This is a genomic window from Paenibacillus sp. 01T424 (genome assembly GCF_056398745.1).
Map to the genome: position 1 here is coordinate 1 of NZ_JBFTPZ010000079.1, position 19,061 is coordinate 19,061.

General features: G+C 48.2%; 13 protein-coding genes, 9 tRNA genes, 1 rRNA gene and 1 pseudogene. 23 read left to right on the top strand and 1 reads right to left on the bottom strand.

Annotated features, from left to right (window positions below):
- From AC1DPK_RS33085 to AC1DPK_RS33175, 19 genes are all read left to right on the top strand, one after another.
- Positions 1–104: ribosomal RNA gene (locus AC1DPK_RS33085) — 23S ribosomal RNA — on the top strand; the annotation flags it as partial.
- Between the two features lie 146 nt (positions 105–250).
- Positions 251–327 (top strand) — tRNA-Ile (locus AC1DPK_RS33090).
- A gap of 5 nt (positions 328–332) precedes the next feature.
- A tRNA-Asn gene (locus AC1DPK_RS33095) sits at positions 333–408 on the top strand.
- Between the two features lie 5 nt (positions 409–413).
- Positions 414–501 (top strand) — tRNA-Ser (locus AC1DPK_RS33100).
- Positions 502–515: 14 nt separating this feature from the next.
- Positions 516–590, top strand: a tRNA-Glu gene (locus AC1DPK_RS33105).
- Between the two features lie 20 nt (positions 591–610).
- Positions 611–687: transfer RNA gene (locus AC1DPK_RS33110), tRNA-Met, on the top strand.
- Between the two features lie 32 nt (positions 688–719).
- A tRNA-Thr gene (locus tag AC1DPK_RS33115) sits at positions 720–795 on the top strand.
- A gap of 75 nt (positions 796–870) precedes the next feature.
- Positions 871–946, top strand: a tRNA-Thr gene (locus tag AC1DPK_RS33120).
- A 74-nt stretch (positions 947–1,020) separates the two neighbouring features.
- Positions 1,021–1,096 (top strand) — tRNA-Thr (locus AC1DPK_RS33125).
- An 8-nt stretch (positions 1,097–1,104) separates the two neighbouring features.
- Positions 1,105–1,181, top strand: a tRNA-Pro gene (locus AC1DPK_RS33130).
- 178 nt (positions 1,182–1,359) lie between these two features.
- Entirely contained in the window at positions 1,360–2,118 is a 759-nt protein-coding gene (gene pdaA / locus AC1DPK_RS33135; protein ID WP_179089892.1) for a delta-lactam-biosynthetic de-N-acetylase, read from the top strand.
- Positions 2,119–2,316: 198 nt separating this feature from the next.
- Positions 2,317–4,122 (top strand): sensor histidine kinase, encoded by a 1,806-nt coding sequence (locus AC1DPK_RS33140; protein WP_477512910.1) that lies wholly within the window; start codon positions 2,317–2,319, stop codon positions 4,120–4,122.
- 1 nt (position 4,123) lies between these two features.
- A complete protein-coding gene (locus AC1DPK_RS33145; protein WP_477512911.1) occupies positions 4,124–5,749 on the top strand; it encodes a response regulator in 1,626 nt (541 codons plus the stop codon).
- Between the two features lie 127 nt (positions 5,750–5,876).
- Positions 5,877–7,280 (top strand): ABC transporter substrate-binding protein, encoded by a 1,404-nt coding sequence (locus tag AC1DPK_RS33150; protein ID WP_477512912.1) that lies wholly within the window; start codon positions 5,877–5,879, stop codon positions 7,278–7,280.
- An 89-nt stretch (positions 7,281–7,369) separates the two neighbouring features.
- Positions 7,370–8,269 carry a carbohydrate ABC transporter permease gene (locus AC1DPK_RS33155; RefSeq protein ID WP_477512913.1) on the top strand — a complete coding sequence of 300 codons (900 nt, stop codon included), beginning with the start codon at positions 7,370–7,372 and terminating at the stop codon, positions 8,267–8,269.
- 11 nt (positions 8,270–8,280) lie between these two features.
- Entirely contained in the window at positions 8,281–9,168 is an 888-nt protein-coding gene (locus tag AC1DPK_RS33160; RefSeq protein WP_477512914.1) for a carbohydrate ABC transporter permease, read from the top strand.
- A 17-nt stretch (positions 9,169–9,185) separates the two neighbouring features.
- Complete coding sequence (locus AC1DPK_RS33165; RefSeq protein ID WP_477512915.1) at positions 9,186–11,411, top strand: heparinase II/III domain-containing protein; 2,226 nt, start codon at positions 9,186–9,188, stop codon at positions 11,409–11,411.
- A gap of 13 nt (positions 11,412–11,424) precedes the next feature.
- Positions 11,425–11,739, top strand: a complete 315-nt coding sequence (locus tag AC1DPK_RS33170; RefSeq protein WP_477512916.1) for a cupin domain-containing protein — start codon at positions 11,425–11,427, stop codon at positions 11,737–11,739.
- Positions 11,740–11,969: 230 nt separating this feature from the next.
- Positions 11,970–13,211, top strand: coding sequence for an MFS transporter (locus AC1DPK_RS33175; protein WP_477512917.1), 1,242 nt, complete (start codon positions 11,970–11,972; stop codon positions 13,209–13,211).
- Positions 13,212–13,289: 78 nt separating this feature from the next.
- On the opposite strand, the gene yhbH is transcribed toward AC1DPK_RS33175, so the two are convergent.
- Positions 13,290–14,444, bottom strand: coding sequence for a sporulation protein YhbH (gene yhbH / locus AC1DPK_RS33180; protein WP_076270296.1), 1,155 nt, complete (start codon positions 14,442–14,444; stop codon positions 13,290–13,292).
- 372 nt (positions 14,445–14,816) lie between these two features.
- On the opposite strand from yhbH, the gene AC1DPK_RS33185 reads away from it, so the two are divergent.
- From AC1DPK_RS33185 to AC1DPK_RS33200, 4 genes and pseudogenes are all read left to right on the top strand, one after another.
- Positions 14,817–16,178 (top strand): aminotransferase, encoded by a 1,362-nt coding sequence (locus AC1DPK_RS33185; RefSeq protein ID WP_477512918.1) that lies wholly within the window; start codon positions 14,817–14,819, stop codon positions 16,176–16,178.
- 17 nt (positions 16,179–16,195) lie between these two features.
- Positions 16,196–17,440 (top strand): M20 family metallo-hydrolase, encoded by a 1,245-nt coding sequence (locus tag AC1DPK_RS33190; RefSeq protein ID WP_477512919.1) that lies wholly within the window; start codon positions 16,196–16,198, stop codon positions 17,438–17,440.
- Positions 17,441–17,560: 120 nt separating this feature from the next.
- Positions 17,561–18,934 carry an NAD(P)-dependent oxidoreductase gene (locus AC1DPK_RS33195; protein ID WP_477512920.1) on the top strand — a complete coding sequence of 458 codons (1,374 nt, stop codon included), beginning with the start codon at positions 17,561–17,563 and terminating at the stop codon, positions 18,932–18,934.
- Positions 18,927–19,061: pseudogene (locus tag AC1DPK_RS33200) on the top strand (NAD-dependent dihydropyrimidine dehydrogenase subunit PreA); the annotation flags it as partial. The gene AC1DPK_RS33195 and the pseudogene AC1DPK_RS33200, both read left to right, overlap by 8 nt.

Here is a 19,061-nt window from a genome sequence, read left to right on the forward strand (position 1 = left end):
CCAGTATGTAAGACCCCTTGAAGACGACGAGGTTGATAGGTTCGGGGTGGAAGCACAGCAATGTGTGTAGCTGACGAATACTAATCGGTCGAGGGCTTATCCTAAACACGTTTACTGTGACCCATACATCCAGTAGACAGCAGCATAAAAGGCTTCAGCAAGCCTAATCTTTCGTATCCAGTTTTCAGGGCGCAATTTGATTACCTGATTATAAACAATTGATCTTACATAAGATTTATGTTTATGCTTAGGGCCTTTAGCTCAGCTGGTTAGAGCGCACCCCTGATAAGGGTGAGGTCGGTGGTTCGAGTCCACTAAGGCCCACCATATTTTCCCTGATAGCTCAGTTGGTAGAGCACTCGACTGTTAATCGAGTTGTCACAGGTTCGAGTCCTGTTCGGGGAGCCAAGTTTGGAGAGATACCCAAGTGGCTCAAGGGGACCCTCTGCTAAGGGGTTAGACTGCGTAAGTGGTGCGAGGGTTCGAATCCCTCTCTCTCCGTTCCAATTTTTCTAGGCCCGTTGGTCAAGTGGTTAAGACACCTCCCTTTCACGGAGGTAACAGGGGTTCGAGTCCCCTACGGGTCACCATATTTTTTCTTTCAAAATGACGCGGGGTGGAGCAGCCCGGTAGCTCGTCGGGCTCATAACCCGAAGGCCGCAGGTTCAAATCCTGCCCCCGCAACCAAAACACCTTTAAATGGTGAAAAAAATCCATATGCCGTTGTAGCTCAACTGGTAGAGCAACTGACTTGTAATCAGTAGGTTGGGGGTTCAAGTCCTCTCGACGGCACCATTTTTTCTTTAGATGCTCCTTGGTTGTTGCCAGGCAAGCATCAAAACTACCTGCAAAGGTAGACATAACCGTTACGCCGTTGTAGCTCAACTGGTAGAGCAACTGACTTGTAATCAGTAGGTTGGGGGTTCAAGTCCTCTCGACGGCACCATTTTTCTTAAGATGCCTCTTGGTTATGCCAAGCAAGCATCAAAAACCACCAGCATTGGTGGACATAATCGATGTGCCGTTGTAGCTCAACTGGTAGAGCAACTGACTTGTAATCAGTAGGTTGGGGGTTCAAGTCCTCTCGACGGCACCATCTTTTCTCGGGACGTAGCTCAGCTTGGTAGAGCACCTGGTTTGGGACCAGGGGGTCGCATGTTCAAATCGTGTCGTCCCGACCATCTTTTAACAGAATGATTGACAACATAAACCGCTATTCTCAAAGTCTACAGGACTTATGGGAATAGCGGTTTTTTTATGTGTTTATGGGGAAATATAAACGCAATATGCGGATGAAGTGCAATCACTTCATTGAATAAGGAGGCTTTACTGTTGAAGCAAAGGGTTAGAGTCGCTGTCATGCTTATTGCGATCTTATGGGGCTTAATAAGTCCAGCAGCTGCATATGGGCAGCCAGGAGTATTCCACTTCGGGTTTAAGAAAAGCGTGGAGGGGCGTCTGCCTTCGATCGATGAGGAGGGCTTTAAAGAAATCGTAACGAAGCACGGGGCTTTGTTCCTAGGGGATACAACGCAAAAGGAGCTATATCTTACTTTCGATAACGGCTACGAGAATGGCTATACACCGCGTATCCTTGATGTATTAAAAGATAAACAAGTACCAGCGGTCTTTTTTGTAACGGGACATTATGTCAAAGATCAGCCGGAACTTTTAAAGCGGATGGTGCTGGAGGGGCATATTGTAGGCAACCATTCTTGGAGTCACCCGGATATGTCGACCCTCTCAGAATCAAGCATCAAAACGGAGCTCGATAAGGTCAAGGAGCATGTAGAAACGCTGACCGGCCAGAAGGAAATGAAGTATCTGAGGCCACCAAGAGGCATATTCAGCGAACGGATGCTTGCCGCTAGCAAACAATTCGGCTATACGAATGTATTTTGGTCAGTGGCGTACAAGGACTGGGATGTGAATGCGCAAAGAGGATCACAATATGCGTATAACGAGGTTGTTAAGCAGCTCCATCCCGGAGCGATCATCCTGCTGCATTCCGTTTCCAAAGACAATACTGAGGCGCTCGGCAGAATTATAGACGAGGCTCGCCGGCAAGGATATCTGTTCAAAAGCTTAGATCAGATGGGCATTGATTTAAATATCTAGTAAAGTACGTCCAAAAGCCTTAACCTCATTACAGGGGTTGAGGTTTTTTGTTATTCCGAACCATTTTATATTGCAAACGCAATGTTAAAATCTTTAGAATTCTGCCCTCATCCCTTACTTTGCCGCATGTTTAGCTATTTTAACTTCCATTATAATAAAGAAGAGTGTGCCTAAGCCCACTTAGGCGATGAGAGGTGAATGATGATGTTCAGCAAAAAAAATTGGGGAGCGTTTGTTAAAAAATTATATTATTCTCTTTCGCTCAAGCACAGAATATGGCTGACCTTCGTTGTTTTAATCATGTTTGGCCTTACAGCAACAGGAGGTATTGCCTACTGGATCGCTTCGAAGGAAATACAGAGGAATGCGCTCAAAACGAGTCAGGATACGGTCAACCAATCTGCTCAAATCGTAAATGAACGGCTTAAGAACATTGGTATTGCCGTTCGTGCGCTTATGTTCAGCGACCCGTTCAAGCAGGTGATGACCGATGCACAAAACAATGACCGAGACCACTATTACAATACATGGACCTCACTTCAAGGTGTTTTCTCGCAGGTGAAATTCAATGACTCGATGATTGACAGCATTTTGATTGCTTCGCCGATCGGCGATTATTATCATACGTCCAATGTCCGGGACACGGCAAACTCATTTTATAATTCGGATTTGTATACGCATTTCAAGGAAATAAAGCGGGGCTTTTGGACGAAAGGGCATAAGGATGCCTTCTTTATGGATAAACAAGATGTGATTTCCCTTGTTGTGGAGGGAGTCAATGAGCTGGGCGAGAAGCGATCGGATGTTTATGTGGTCATTAATGTGAAGCAAGATGATTTGTATGAGCTGTTCATGGAAAATCTGTCGACAGCAGAGAAACAGTATTATTTTGTAGATTCAGAGGGCGAAGATGTGAATTTAGATAATCGATCGAGTCAGGAGAACCAGTTGACAAAGCACTCGGCGTTCACGAAGCAGTTGACCGCAGAAATGATGGGCTCGTTTTTTTATAAGGACAGGAAAAAGGAATATCTGGTGAACTACGCAAGGCTGGAAGTAAAGGATGATTGGATGATTGTTGGTATCCAGTCGAAGAGCGACCTGCTAGCGAAACTGAACGGCATCAAGAAAGCAACGATCTACGTCATACTTGGGTTGATGGTGCTGTCATTATTCATAGCGAACAACATGATCTATTTATTGTTAAAACCATTGTTCAGTCTCCAAAGGCTGATGAAACGGGTGGAAGAAAATGATTTGAATGTGCGTTTCGAAAGCGAATACAAGGATGAGGTATCCCAGGTGGGGTTTCGCTTTAATCGGATGTTGGACGAAATCAAGCAGCTGATTGAAGATGTCAAGGTACGGGAGAGTGAGAAGCGAAAGGCCGAGATCAAGGCGCTTTCCGCACAGATGGACCCTCATTTTTTTTACAATACGCTGAATACGATCTATTGCAAATCAGTGCTTGGCGAGAACAAGGACGTTAATGAGATGATTCTGGCTTTATCCCAAATGTTTCAGCTTAGCCTCAGCGGGGGGAGAGACTTGATTACGCTGGAGGATGAGCTTGATCATGTGCGCCAATATTTAGCCATTCAGCAGATTTCTTACGAGGAGCTGTTCGTTTGCCATATCGAGGTGCATCCGGAGCTGCTTGCCTGCGGAATTCCAAAAGTCGTCATTCAGCCACTTGTAGAAAATAGCATTTTGCATGGTTTTCAAGATCGTGAATCAGGTGGTGAAATTTATATTAATGCGCAATTGGATGAGGACTGGCTGCATTTGACGGTAGAGGATAATGGGACGGGGCTCATTCCCGAGCAGCTCATGGCTTCGATTATTCATCCAACGACGATGGATGAGGGATATGCTCTCCGCAATATTTATCATCGGCTCCAGCTGTACTACGGCGACCAGCAGCGCATGATCATAAGCAATAATGATAGTGGCGGAGCCCGGATTGAAATTTGGATTCCGAAGCAGACGGAAGGGATGGGGTAACATGAGTCAACCGGTCAAATTGTGCATTGTAGACGATATTCGAAGTGTAGTAGATATGCTGAAGCACAAAATCCCTTGGGCGGAGCATGGGATCGAGGTGGTCGGCAGCGCCACGAATGGCGAGGAGGGGCTTGCGGTTATTAAGCAAACGTCGCCGGACATAATTTTGACCGATATTCGAATGCCGAAGATGGACGGGCTAGAAATGACACGAAGTATTGTGGAAATGCTGCCTCATAGCAAAATTATTATTTTGAGCGCTTACACCGATTTTGAATATGCGAAAAAAGCGATCCAGTACGGGGCGCTTGATTATGTGAAAAAGCCTTTTTCAATCGAGGATATTATCAAAGTTGTATTAAAGGCGAAAGAAGCATCGGAGCAAGACAAACGGGAACGTTCGCATGTCATTGGGCTGGAGAAGAAGATTAAGGAAAGCCTGCCTGCGCTGCGGCAGGAGTATATGTCACTGCTTGTCCATCATCAGACCGAGGAGGCGGATATTTCACAGTGGTGGGGATTTCTAGATCTGCCGCCTTTGCAGGCTCCGCTTGCGGTCATGGTAATTCAAATTGACCAGTTTACTGACAAATATGGCGGCTTGGTTGTGAAAGAGCTGGAGCTGGCGCGTTTCTCCCTGCAAAATATCGTCGAGGAGACGATCAAGGAGCATACATCGGCGGTTATCTTCCGGGAGGCGCTTAACCGCTACGTCTGCATTATGCAGGGGCAGCCCGGGGATCATTTGATGCGGATTGCTGATTCCTGCTGCGAAAATATCGCCAGCTACACGAAGTTTACTATTTCCATCGGCATCGGGATGGAGGCGGGGAGTGTGCGTGAGCTCCCGAAGAGTTATCAGCAAGCGCTCAGCGCCTTGTCTTATCATTTCTATACCGGGGGAAATGGCGCATTTAGCTCCCAGCAAGAAGCGCAGGACAGCGCCGCTGGATGGATTTATACGACAGAGAGTGAAAATGAATTTTTATTCGGTTTTCGCTCGGGCAATAAGGAGAAGACATTAGAGTGGCTTGCTTCCATTTTTGATGAAATGCAAAGCTCCTCCGTGCTCCCCGAGCCTAGCGATGTCGAGCATCTCTTTCACGGCCTATCCCTTAGAATGCTCAGGGTGCTGCTGGAGAAGTTCCCACGCAGCAACCTGAAGGAGTTTGAGTCGAAGGTGCAGGAGGCGAGACGGGGAAGCCGTTCGTCGCTGCAGGATTATAGGCAATGGTTGACTGAGCTTTGCGAAATCGGATGCAGGCTGATCGATAAGGAGAGGGCAAGCGAATCACAAAAAATTATATATAGATCGATCGATTATATTAAAACACATTTGCAGCTTGACCTAACTTTGGAGCATTGCGCAAGGCAGGCGAATTTAAGCTGGGGCTATTATTCCAATCTATTCAAGAAAGTGTCGGGAACGACCTTCCAGCAATTCGTCACGCAGGTCAAAATCGAACGGGCGAAATCGATGCTAATCGAGGACTTTCAAGTGCAGGAAATCGCGCAGGAGCTTGGCTATGAACACAGGCGCTATTTCAGCGAGGTATTCAAAAAGCAGACCGGCCTTACGCCGACCGAGTTTAAGGAAATCTCCTTAGGCAGGTCACCGAAGCCGTAGAAGCAAGGTTTTGATAATCATGAAATATCTGCCCTTATTCGCAAGGTAGCCACATTACCTATGTGGGTCTGATCTCTTATAGTTAAGAAGCAAGCAAACGGTTTCACCTACAAAGGGAGGATCACCAATGTACAAAAAACTCGGAACGATCGTGCTGAGCTCATTTCTTGCCTTATCTCTGGCAGCCTGCGGAAGCACAAACAACAATTCGCCAGGGGAGGAGAGCGGAGCTTCCAACAAGCCTGCGGAATCGGACGGCGCAACAACACCAGCGAAAAGCGGCAAAAAAACAAAAATCGTGTATTGGACCGGAGATCGCCACGATATGGACTATATCAAGGAGGTTGTTCAAAGCTTTAATGACACGAATACGGACAACATCGAGGTGGAAATGGTCGTCAAGACGGATGATTACGATCAGGCAATCGACTTGGCGTTTGCTTCCGGACAAGGGCCTGATGTGTTCAGAGTGAAGGAGAATACGATCAAGACTTATGTAACTAAGGGTTATCTTGCACCGATTGATGCGATGCTGACAGACAAGATGAAGGAGCAGTTCCCGGTCATTCAGGACTTTAACCAAATTGATGGCAAAATGTACAGCCTGCCGAACTATGGCTCGACATTAAGGCTAGTGTACAACAAGGACCTGTTTGCCAAAGCAGGCATTGCCGCTCCTCCAACAAACCTTGCGGAAATGGTCGACGCAGCCAAGAAAATAACGGCTGTCGGCAAGGCAGAGGGTGCTTACGGCTTCGCGCAAAACTTCAAAAATGCGGATAGCGCGTTTGGCCGCTCTGCACGTGTCATTGCTGAAGTGAGCGGTTACGGCGGCTTCGGATATGATTTTAAAACCGGAAAATACGACTTTGCAGGCTTCAAAGACATTATTCAATCCTTCAAACAAATGTATGACGACGGAAGCACGCTGCCGGGTATGGAGTCGCTTGATATCGATCCGCTGCGCGCGCAGTTTGCGGAAGGCAAGCTAGGCATGTACCTTTCCTTCTCTTCCGAGCCGGGTGTATACAAAAACCAATTCCCAGCGAAAATCGATTGGGCTGCGGCACCTGTGCCAACAATTGATGGAACAGTCAAAGGTGCAAGCTCGTTCCTTGGCGGCCAATGGCTGGCGCTAAGCAGCTTCTCCAAAAACCAAGAAGCGGCGTGGAAGTTCATGGAATATATGTACGGCGATGAAATTTTGAAAACGTATCATGAAAAAGGCTTTGGCATCTCGATGGTACCTTCAATTTCGGCAGTTGCCGCGAAACCGGACATCAATGGCATTGATGGTTTCCTGCCAAGCGACAACGATGCTACATGGCCATTAAGTCCGGCTGTTACGATTGAGGGCATTAAGTACAATGATGCATTCTTTAAATATATGCTGGGCGGCGGGGATCTGGATGCGATCATTCAGGATCTGAACACAAGGTACAATGCGGCGCTTGATAAAGCGATTGCTAGCGGCGATGTGACCACGGCAGCAAAACCAGATTTTGATCCAACGAAGCTGGGTGCGAAATAACGGCTTAACTATAGGAACAGCAATGCGGGGTGGAGTGCAGACTCCACCCTTTGCTTTCCCCTAAGACAGAGTGTACGGGAGTGGAAACGATGAACAAAGCGCGTCAAATGAGTTTTTCTTATCTTTTTTTATTTCCAAGCCTGCTGCTAACGGTTGTACTAGGCATCTATCCGCTAGGCTGGGCTATCCGGTATATGTTTTTTGATTATAAAGGCTACGGCGAAGCTAGATTTACCGGCTTGTACAACTTCCGCAGGCTGCTTGCTGATAGCCAGTACTGGGACTCCGTAGTGAATACGTTCATTTATGCGGGCGGCAAGCTGATTGTGACAATACCGCTATGCCTGCTGCTAGCCGTTATTTTGAACCAGAAGCTTAAAGGCCGCAATGTACTTCGTGCGATCTATTTTATGCCAACGGTCATCAGCTCCGCGGTTATGGCTGTCGTGTTCTTTATTATTTTTAATTCGTATAACGGGGTGTTGAATCAGTATTTGCTTAAGTTCCATATTATCTCCGAGCGGATTGACTGGCTTGGACCCAAAAACGCAATGATGACTACGATTATTATTGCCATCTGGGGCGCTGTGGGCAACTATATGCTGTTGTTCTTGGCCGGACTCCAGAATATTCCAAATGATGTGTATGAGAGTGCTTCACTAGACGGTGCAAACAAAAGACAGCAGTTTTGGTATTTGACGATTCCGATGCTTGGACCTGTTCTGCAAATCGTCATTATGCTGGCAATTATCAACTCGCTTAAAGGTTATGAAACGATTATGGTACTGACCGAGGGCGGCCCGATTGGAAAAACTGAAGTTATGTATTTATACGTATATAAGCTATTTTTCCCTACGCCTTCCTCCGGTGCGGTCGTTGACCAGCAGTTCGGCTACGGAAGCGCAGTCGGCTTCACTACAGCCGTAATTGTAGGCATCATTACGCTTGTCTACCATCTGCTGTCTAATCGCATGAATAAAATGCAATGAGGGAGGATGCTATGAAGACGGAAGTTATACCCCATGTTCAAACGATCCAGAAACGAAAACCGCTTCGCACAGGGAAATTAGGCGGGCAGCTGCTGCTCTGGATTTTCTTGCTTGCAACGGCGCTCCTGATCTTGTTTCCCATAATCGTAACGTTGTTTGGTTCATTTATGTCGAATGCAGAGATCGCTACGGGCGGCAACATTTTGCCATCGGTGTGGCATTTTGAAAATTATGCGGAGGCGTGGGTGCAAGCGAACTTTTCCCGCTTTACTTGGAACAGTCTCATGCTTAGCGGCATGACAACGATCGGTACGCTTATCGTCGCTTCGATGGCTGCTTATGTTGTAGAACGGATGAATTTTCCGGGCAAAGCTTTGTTCGTGGCGATACAAGCATCGACGATGTTTATCTCGATAGGTGCGGTCGTCATTCGCCCCCAATACGAGCTGATGATCAAGCTGCATTTGCATACCTCTTTATGGGGCGTTATTTTGATATTAATCAGCGGGCACGCTTATATTTTTTTCATCCTGCTTAGTTTCCTGAAAGGAATATCCAGAGAGCTGGATGAAGCGGCACGGATTGACGGCTGTTCTAATGCAGGCATCTTTTGGAAAATTATTTTACCGCTCCTTAGACCGGGTCTCGGAGTGGGAGCGTTGTTCACGTTCTGCGGGGCGTGGAACGAGTATTTGAGGCCGCTCGTCTTTACGATGAATACGCCCGAGCTGCAAACATTAACGGTGGGACTCTCCTACCTACGCTATGGAGCGTCGGCGGCGGTTCAGACGCATTATATGCTGGCCGGGGCTTGCTTGTCGATTTTACCGCTGCTTATCGTCTACATGCTCGCGAACAAATCGTTTATGCAGATGACGGCAGGATCACTGAAAGGGTAGGGAAAGAGGCATGCGTTATGAATGATAAACGGCTGGTGAAAATGAGAACAAACGCATGTCTACCGCAGTTTGAGGCGGCTATGCGGCTGCTGCGACAGGAAGCGGAAGAGGCATCACGCATCTCGTATACGATAGGTCCGGTGGAATATGGAGAATGGATGCATCAGTATTACTGCCATCATGACGGGGCGAAGCTCTCCTTTGATTGGGGGCAGCCGCACACGCATGTCTGTCCGGTATGCGGCACAGTATGGTCTGGCGAACCCTTTGACTCTGCATGGACATCTTTTGTGCATGCGAATATAGGCCGCGCGGTTTATCATATGGCGATGCTTCACGCTATAGAGCCGGATGAAGCGCTGCTCCATCAAACGAAGCAGTTTCTTCTGTCTTATGCAGACAATTACGAAGGGTATAAGATTCACGGGAGCATCCCGTACAACGGTCCGGGTAAGTTGTTTGCACAGACACTTGACGAGGCGCACTGGATTATTGATTTGTCCGTAGGCTTTCAATTCATTCGGGCTTCGTTGTCTGAAGAGGAAGAGGCGCATATCCGTTATGGCTTGCTGGAGCCTTGCGTACATTTTTTAATCGCGCACAAAGAGGAGCAAATCCATAACCATGCGGTGCTGATTACTTCCGCGATCGCGTCCATTGGCATTTTGCTGAACGATGAGGGGATTATTCATGCCGGACTCTCAGGAGAGTATGGGCTGCATGACCAAATGAAGCGGGGCCGCTTTGCTGACGGACTGTGGTATGAGGGGAATGTTCAGTATCATTTTTATGCGTTCAAGTCGCTGCTGAACTACGCGCTTATGGCGGAAGGAACGCCTTGGGATATTTGGCAAGAGTCTGGCCTCCAATCGATGTTTGATTATCCGGTTCACTGGATAGTGCCAAATGGCTATATGCCTTCTTTCAATGATGCAGGAAGCGCGGGCGGCATTCATACTTATGCGCCTTATTATGAAATAGCGCTGGATATTTTTGGTGATGAGCTCTATCGTTCGCTGCTGAATACGGCCTATGGCACGCAGTGGGCGGAAAAGGCATTTACAGGTGTGAAGACAGTGGAGCGAGACTCTATTCTGGCGTTACTGTTTGGCTGTGAGCTTGCACCTGTGGACGCTTCTGAAGGTGAACAGCTGTGGAAGGCATCACACCGTTCAGTATCCATGCCCGTGAGTGGGATAACGAAGCTGGTCAATGCGAAGCGCTGGCAGGCGTTCATTAAGCACAGCAAGTTCGGCGGCGAGCATGACCATATGGACCGGCTCGGCTTGTCCGTCGTATGCGGGGAAGTGCCGCTGCTCGTTGATCCGGGCACGACCGCTTACGGCGTGCCTGCACATTATGGGTGGTTTAAGCATACCTTCTCGCATAATACGGTGTGCCTGAATGGCGTTGACCAGCCTCCCGCGGATGGGCGGGTTATTCGTTTTGAGCAGCACCCATGGGGAACATGGACAGAAACGATGGTAGATTGGAAAGCGGAAGCGTATGAGATGAAGGACCGGATTATTTTGCCCCCGGAGCTTAGTCCATGGGATCTCTTGGCTTACGAAGGTGCCTCTATTAGAAGAATAAATGTGCTGACTGAGCATTATTTGCTTGATATGGTCAAGGTAGATGTAAGCGAGCCGCGGGAAATCAGCTGGATGAATCATTTTAGCGGGATTCTTGAAGAGGAAGAGGATAAGGTCTGGCAATCGACAGATGTATGCTTAAGCAGGCTTGATCAGCAATGGTTTAAGCACAAAAGTAGGTTTATGGCTGGTGGAGTTTCGGAAGGAACGCTAACTTTTCGCTATAAAATGGAGAATGGGAGCTTGAGGCAGCATCTGTGGAGTTCTCAGCCTGTGGAGATCTATTCGGCTTTGACGCCGGATAACCCGCCGGATCGGGACCGGACCTCACTTATTATGCAGGTGAAAACCAGCCAAACGATCGTTTTTGCGCAAGTGCTATTTTATGATTCGGAGCAAGAGCCGTTGTCCGAAGGAGCAAAGCTGGTGGGGAACGTTGAATCAGTAGATTATGCTGATACAATAGAGTCTATAGAAACAGTAGAGTCTATAGAAACAATAGGGAAAACGGAAACGTTTGTGAATACGGAAACTTTGCAGATTACTGAAATGTCGGATCAGAGCTACCGAATGACAATCACAGCAGATGGGGTCAGGGATGAGTACTCGCTGATGTGGGACGATGGCGGAGCATGGCTAGACAAATGCTAAAGGAGGAACTCGGATGAGCAATATCGGAGTATGGGAAAATGCGGAGCCTGGCGTTACACGTAAAATTTTGCAACCGGGAAAAACGCTGATGCTGATGGAGGTTCATTTTGAGCCTGATGCGGTTGGTTATGAGCATGCTCACCCGCATGAGCAGCTGAGCTATTGCTTGAGGGGCGCCATTGAATTTACAATTGACGGCGAGAAGCAAGTGATCCGGCAGGGAGAGTCCATCGTTATACCAAGCGGGGCGAGGCACGGAGTAACCGCATTGGAAGCCTCGGCGCTGCTCGATTCCTTCACGCCGCTGCGCGATGATTTGATTAAGTAAGGGTGAGTATACGGTTATAGAGAGAAGAGCGATTCCATGGCTGAGCGAGCATGGGTGCTCTTCTTTTTTTGCAGGATGGTTGTTGCCGCCTTGTAGAGGGTATATTCTTTGTAATAGGGCTGCAATCATTAGAAACTTTGAAAACGTGGTAATATAGAGTAGGATATCCATACAAATAGAAAATGCCGCCTAGTCAAATAGAGCTTGAGCATAGGGTAAGGGGTTTACATATGAGTAAAATGACATTGCTGCGCGAGCCGAAACAGCGGAAACTGTTGTTTAGCGCGGGGCTTAGCTGGCTTTTTGATGCGATGGAGGTCGGAATGATCTCCTTTATCGTAGCTGCTTTGGCAGTAGAATGGCAGCTTGGTTCACAACAAGTTGGGTTACTGATGGCAATTAATTCGATCGGTATGGCAGTTGGAGCCGCTGTATCCGGTTTGATGGCCGATCGATACGGACGCAGGGCGATCCTGCTCTGGACACTGCTGATCTTCTCCATTGCGAGCGGTCTGTCCGCTCTGGCAACGAGCTTTATCGTCTTATGCGCGCTGCGTTTCATAGCCGGATTTGGGCTTGGCGGGGAGCTGCCAGTTGCGTCGACGCTTGTATCGGAATCTGTGCCTGCCAAGGAGCGGGGCCGGGCAGTCGTCCTATTGGAGAGCTTCTGGGCGATCGGCTGGATTGCTGCGGCTTTGATTGCCTACTTCATCATTCCTGATTACGGATGGAGGATGGCGTTTGCGCTCGGTGCTGTTCCTGCACTTTTTGCCCTATATTTGAGAAGAGCCATTAAAGACTCGCCCAGCTTCAATGCGCAGCAGAGCCGCAAGCTGAGTCTGAGCGATAGAATGAAATCCATATGGTCCTTGCGCTACCGAAAAACGACAGTAACATTGTGGATCTTATGGTTTACAGTCGTATTTTCCTATTACGGCATGTTCCTGTGGCTGCCTTCCGTCATGGTGCTCAAGGGCTTTGATTTGGTGAAAAGCTTTCAATATGTTCTGATTATGACACTCGCCCAGCTGCCGGGTTATTTCACTGCTGCTTATTTTATCGAGAAGTTTGGGCGAAAATTTGTGCTAGTGGTTTATTTGCTGCTAACCGCGGGCAGCGCCCTTTGGTTCGGCAGCGCAGAAACAGAAGGGGTACTACTGGCTGCGGGCATTTGTCTCTCATTCTTTAACCTTGGAGCGTGGGGAGGGATGTACGCCTATACGCCGGAGCTGTATCCAGCCGCAGTTCGTGGAACTGGCGTCGGCTTTGCCGCCTCATTCGGCCGTGTCGGGGGTATTATTGGTCCTTATCTTGTTGGTATGCTAGTTGCTAAACAAGTCGCGATACCGTCTATTTTTATGATCTTTTTTGTAACGATTGTCATAGGCGCGCTAACGGTTTTATTCTTTGGCAAAGAAACGAAAGGGATCGATCCGGATAAAGAGGGCTCTGATTCTGCTCTTACAAGTTGAAGGGATGTTTATTCAAAATGCGAAAAAGCCGTCCAGAATGGGTTGAACCCATCGGGACGGCTTTTTTCTGTGTTTTTATTACGCACCGGTCACTTGCTTGGAGAAAAAGGTTTTAAGCGCTTTGTACACTTCGCCTTTTTCCTTAATTACCGAATACATAAACTTTTTGTGGTTGATGTGTTTGTAGGCGGACATCAGAGTACTGCTTCGATTGTATTGATTGACCTCTCCGTATCCGAACATATTGCTTCTCTCCATCAGCTGACCGATTAGCTTCACACAGCGTTCGTTATCTGAAGTTAGGTTGTCGCCATCAGAGAAGTGGAACGGGTATATATTCCAATTGGGAGTCGGATACCGGCTATCGATGATGTCGATCGCTTTCTGATAAGCGGACGAACAGATGGTGCCGCCGCTTTCCCCACGATTGAAAAATTCCTCCTCAGTAACTTCCTTTGCTTCCGTATGATGCGCGATAAACACAATTTCCACATGCTCATATTTGCGCCTTAAGAAGCGTGTCATCCAGAAGAAAAAGCTGCGCGCGCAATATTTCTCGAACGAGCCCATGCTTCCCGATGTGTCCATGAGGGCAAGAATGACCGCGTTGGATTGGGGTTTGATGACTTCATTCCATGTTTTGTAACGAAGATCGTCAGGTGAAATGCCGCCAATGCCGGATTTGCCCGCATTGGCGTTGCGGCGCAGATTTTCGATTAATGTTCGCTTCTTGTCGATATTGGACATAATGCCTTTTTTCCGAATATCGTGAAAAACGATTTCGGTAGTTTGCAGCTGATCCTTTTGCTTTTGCTCCAGATTAGGAAGCTCCAGCTCCTCAAACAGCATATCCTCCAATTGATCGATACTTATCTCGGTATCAACAACGTCTTCTCCAGGCTGATCGCCTGCATCCTGACCCTTGCCGGGCCCCTTAGCAGCTTGTGGATCGACGCCAAGCACATCCCCAACCTGAGAGTCGCCATCGCCTTGTCCGACGTGCTGCTTCTTGTTGTAGTTGTATATAAAGTGGGACTCGTCGAGACTTTTAATAGGGACCTTGATCGTTCGCCTGCCATCGGACAATACGATGCTTTCATCGGAAACCAGATCGGGAAGATTTTGCTTAATGGCTTCGTGCACCTTCTCCTGATGTCGCGCTTGATCCTCATAACCTTTGCGGTGGAGCGACCAATCTTCCCTTGAAACAATAAATAGCGGCTCTGACTCCATTTCCCTCACCTCATTCCATTATGTTAACGCTGCAGAATGAAAAAAAGCCTTACATGCTCATCGCTTATTTCTTGTCTGTTACTCAATATATTCAAGAGCAGAGCGGTTATGTGAGGGAAAATGAACAGGGATCACATGAATTTATCCCCATAAACAGCTTCTAGAAGATTAACTCCGCAGAAAAATAGGTATCTTTTCCGAGCATCCTGCGTTGCTTTACGATGTTATTTTTGAGTCATGGCAGCAATCTCAGAAACAATTTGGAAGATGCAGCGAAGAAGCCGCATACGCTAGTCTATAAGGATCGTTGATGGTCTCATCCACGGTTCGTTCTATTATAGAAGCGGCAGCCGCGAAGGAGGAAAGGAAGGCATGGGCGTGAATGAGGCAGCAATGAATGAAGAAGACAAAGCAGCGCTGTTAGAGAAGGACCGGAACTATTTATGGCATCATATTTCTCCTCATAATGAGAATCCAATGGTTATCGTGTCGGGAGAAGGAAGCTGGTTAACGGATATGGACGGGAATCGCTATTTCGACGGCATGTCCGGGATGTGGTGCGTCAATGTCGGTCATGGCCGGGTCGAAATCGCTGAAGCGGCTGCGGAACAGATGAAGACAGTAGCTTATGCGACGCTCATTCAATCTCATGTTCCGGCAATTGAGTTGGCTGCGAAGCTGAATGAATGGCTCATTGGCGATTATCGATTTTTTTTCTCCAACTCAGGTTCAGATGCCAATGAGGTCGCCTTCAAAATCGGCCGCCAGTATCATCATCAACGTGGGAAGGGCTCTAAGTACAAATACATTTCACGCCACCGCGCCTATCATGGCAATTCTATGGGTGCACTTAGCGCCACAGGGCAAGCGCAGCGCAAGCTGAAATACGAACCGCTAGGTGTGGGATTTTCCCATGTGCCTCCGCCCTATTGCTATCGTTGTCCTTTCGGGCAAACGAAAGGCTCCTGCAAAATGCAATGCGCTCAAGCCTATGAGGATACCATCCTATGGGAGGGTGCAGATTCGGTCGCTGGCATTATCGTTGAGCCAGTTATTACCGGAGGTGGAATGATTGTGCCGCCTGATCCATATTTAGCTCGGCTGCGAAAGATCTGCGATAAGCATGATGTCCTGCTCATTGTTGATGAGGTCATTTGCGGCTTCGGGCGATCTGGAGAGAAATTTGGACATCAGAATTTCGGGGTAAGGCCGGATATAGTGACGATGGCGAAAGGGCTGACAAGCGCCTATTCTCCATTATCTGCAACGGCAGTGTCCGCCGAAATGTATGAAAGCTTCAAAGAAAGCGGAGCAGACAATCATTTCCGTCATGTGAATACCTTCGGAGGCAATCCTGTATCCTGCGCAGTGGCGCTAAAAAATATAGAAATTATAGAACGTGAAAATTTAGTCAGCCGTTCTGCCTATATTGGCAAAGAGCTGTTTAGCCGAATCAAGCCGCTTGAATTACATCAGTACGTAGGCGAGCTTCGAATTTTCGGCTCGGCTATCGGTATCGAGCTGGTTGAGGATAAACGAACAAAGGAGCCGGCATCTGCTGCTAGAGTTGCTGCTATTATTGCGGAGTGCAAGCAAAAAGGACTGCTCATTAGCAAAAATGGCGATACAGTGCCGGGTTTTATGAATATTTTGACGCTGAGCCCGCCTTTGTCGACTACGGATGATGAGATTGTATTTATCGCCGAAACGCTGCTTCAGGTTTTCGGTGTCTGAGGGAGGCGGATAAAAGAGTGGAGAAAGAACTCAGCATTAATGCCAAGCGGCTGCACAGGCGTATTGATGAGCTTGCTCAGATTGGCAAAATCGGTGATACAGGCGTTTGCAGGCTGGCGCTGTCGAAGGAGGATTTGGCAGGTGTAGAGCTGGTGCGGAGTTGGATGCTTGAAGCGGGGATGGAGGCGCGGATAGATCCGTTCGGCAATTTGATCGGCGTGCTAAAAGGAGCTGACTCGGCAGCACCGGTACTTATGCTTGGCTCCCATATTGATTCGCAGCCGTACGGCGGACGATTCGATGGTGTGATTGGGGTATTAGGGGCAATTGAAGCCGTTCAAACGATGGTTGAAAAAGGCTTTAAACCAGCTAGAAATATTGAAGTTGTCGCTTTTTGTGATGAAGAAGGCTGCCGGTTTAACAAAGGGTTGTTTGGCGCAAGGGGAATGACCGGGAAGCTTGAGGAGGGGGAGCTTGATCGGACGGATAAAAATGGTGTGACTCGCAGGGAGGCATTGATCGCGTTTGGATGTGATCCTGCTGCGTTTGAAGGTTATGTCTTTGATGAAGGGCGAATAGCTGCTTTTCTGGAGCTGCATATTGAACAAGGTCCAGTGCTGGAGTCGCTCCATGAACCGATTGGAATCGTCAGCGGCATATCCGGCCCTGTCTGGTGGACGGTAGAAATGACAGGTTTCGCAGGACATGCGGGTTCCGTGCCAATGTCTATGCGCCAGGATGCATTGGTCGGCAGCGCTAAGGTTATCATCGCACTTAACGAATTAGCTAGCGCTGAACCTGGCGCACCGACTGTAGGAACGGTTGGTTCGCTGTCGGTATTTCCGGACTCGCGCAACATTATTGCAGAGAAAGTAAGCTTCACCGTTGATTTCCGTGATATTGATCGGAGTCGCAGGAACAGGCTGGAGGAACAGCTTCTTGCGAGGATAGATGCTGTTTGTTTAGAGCATGGCTTGACGTACACGATTCGTGAGGATACGAGGAGTGATCCGCGTTACTGCGCGCCTGAGCTTAGGGAGCTAATGCAGGAGGAAGCGGCGAAAATAGGTCTTGCCCCGCCCGTTCTGATGAGCGGCCCGTTCCATGATTCGTTAACGATGTCTTATGTTTGCAACTACGGAATGATATTTGTTCGCTGCAAGGACGGGATAAGTCATAATCCGAAGGAGTATTCATCGCCGGAAGATATCGAACTCGGTGTAGAGCTTCTATACCGAACAGCGCACAGATTAAGTGACTAAAAGTGAACGATTATAGTAGACCAGTAACTCTTGCCCAGGTTATAGACCTGTAAAGCTTTCAGCGTGACTGAATACTTGAAACCTATAAAAATATTAAAGTTGAATAAGGAGGAGATGGGCATGGGCGCAATAGGAAAGGCGGTGTTTATTCCGGTCGAATCACTGCGGCGAAACTTTGCAGAAGTGAAGGCAGGCATGCGGCCAAAGGAAGCTATAGAGGAATCGAACCGCTGTTTGTACTGTTACGATGCTCCGTGCATAAAAGCGTGCCCGACGGGCATCAACATTCCTTCTTTTATCAAAAAAATTGCTTCCGGCAATATGAAGGGATCTGCTCGCGTCATTATGGATGCCAATCCCGTTGGAGCGACCTGCGCCAGAGTGTGTCCGACTGAGGAGCTGTGCGAGGGCGCATGCGTAATGAACGAATCTTCAAAGCCGATTATGATCGGCAGCCTGCAGCGCTATGCCACGGATTGGGCGATAAAAAATAATCAACAGCTGTTCGAACCTGGTCAAAGCAACGGCAAATCGGTGGCAATTATAGGCGGCGGACCAGCAGGTCTGTCTGCTGCGCGCGAGCTTGCAAGATTCGGATTCGCCGTTACGATATTCGAAGCGAAGGAACAAGCGGGCGGTCTTGATACATATGGCATCGTTTCGTTTCGTTTGCCGCAGAGCATCGCTCTGTGGGAGGTTGAACAGGTGAAGAAGCTGGGCGTTGATATTCGGACGAATACAGCAATTGGTTCTGACGTAGCCACAGATTCGCTGCTTGCGCAGTATGATGCGGTTTTACTTGCGATAGGAATGTCGAAGGTGCCTTATCTTAACATCGAGGGCGAACAATTAACCGGTGTGTATGACGCCATTGATTTTGTAGAAGCGACCAAAACGGAGCTTACAAATGACTTTGCTGGTAAACGTGTAGCGGTAATCGGTGCGGGCAATACGGCGGTTGATGCGGCCACCTGCTCGGTGAGGCTCGGGGCTGCAAAGGTGAAGATGGTATACCGCAGGACGAGAGAGGAAATGACCGCCTACGATTTTGAATTCGAATTCGCGAAGCAAGATGGTGTGGAGTTTGAATGGTTAAGCGCTCCCAGCCGGATTATCGGAGATGCTGATGGAAATGTCGAGGCGCTTGAATGCATGAGGATGCAGCTTGAAGAGGATGAACAAGGAGGAAGAAAAAAGGTGACACCGGTAGAAGGCTCCTCTTTCCTGCTTGATGTTGATGTTGTCATTAAGGCAATTGGTCAGACACGTCACTTGCCGCTAATTGAGCAGCTGGGCTTGCATCATAAGCGAGGAATGGTGATGGTGAATACGGAAACCTATCAGACCTCAAATCCCAAAATTTACGCTGCTGGCGACGTTATTTTCGGTGAAGGCCAAGGTGATGCGATGGTGGTTGCCGCCGCGCAGCAAGGCAAGCTGGCAGCTTATTCGATTTACAAAACGCTAGTTGCAGGGAGGGAAAATGATGGCTGATCTGCGCATTCAATTAGCAGGCATAGCTTCTCCGAATCCTTTTTGGCTTGCCTCAGCGCCGCCAACGAACACCGGCTATCAAGTTCAGCGAGCATTTGAAGCGGGCTGGGGAGGAGCGGTATGGAAG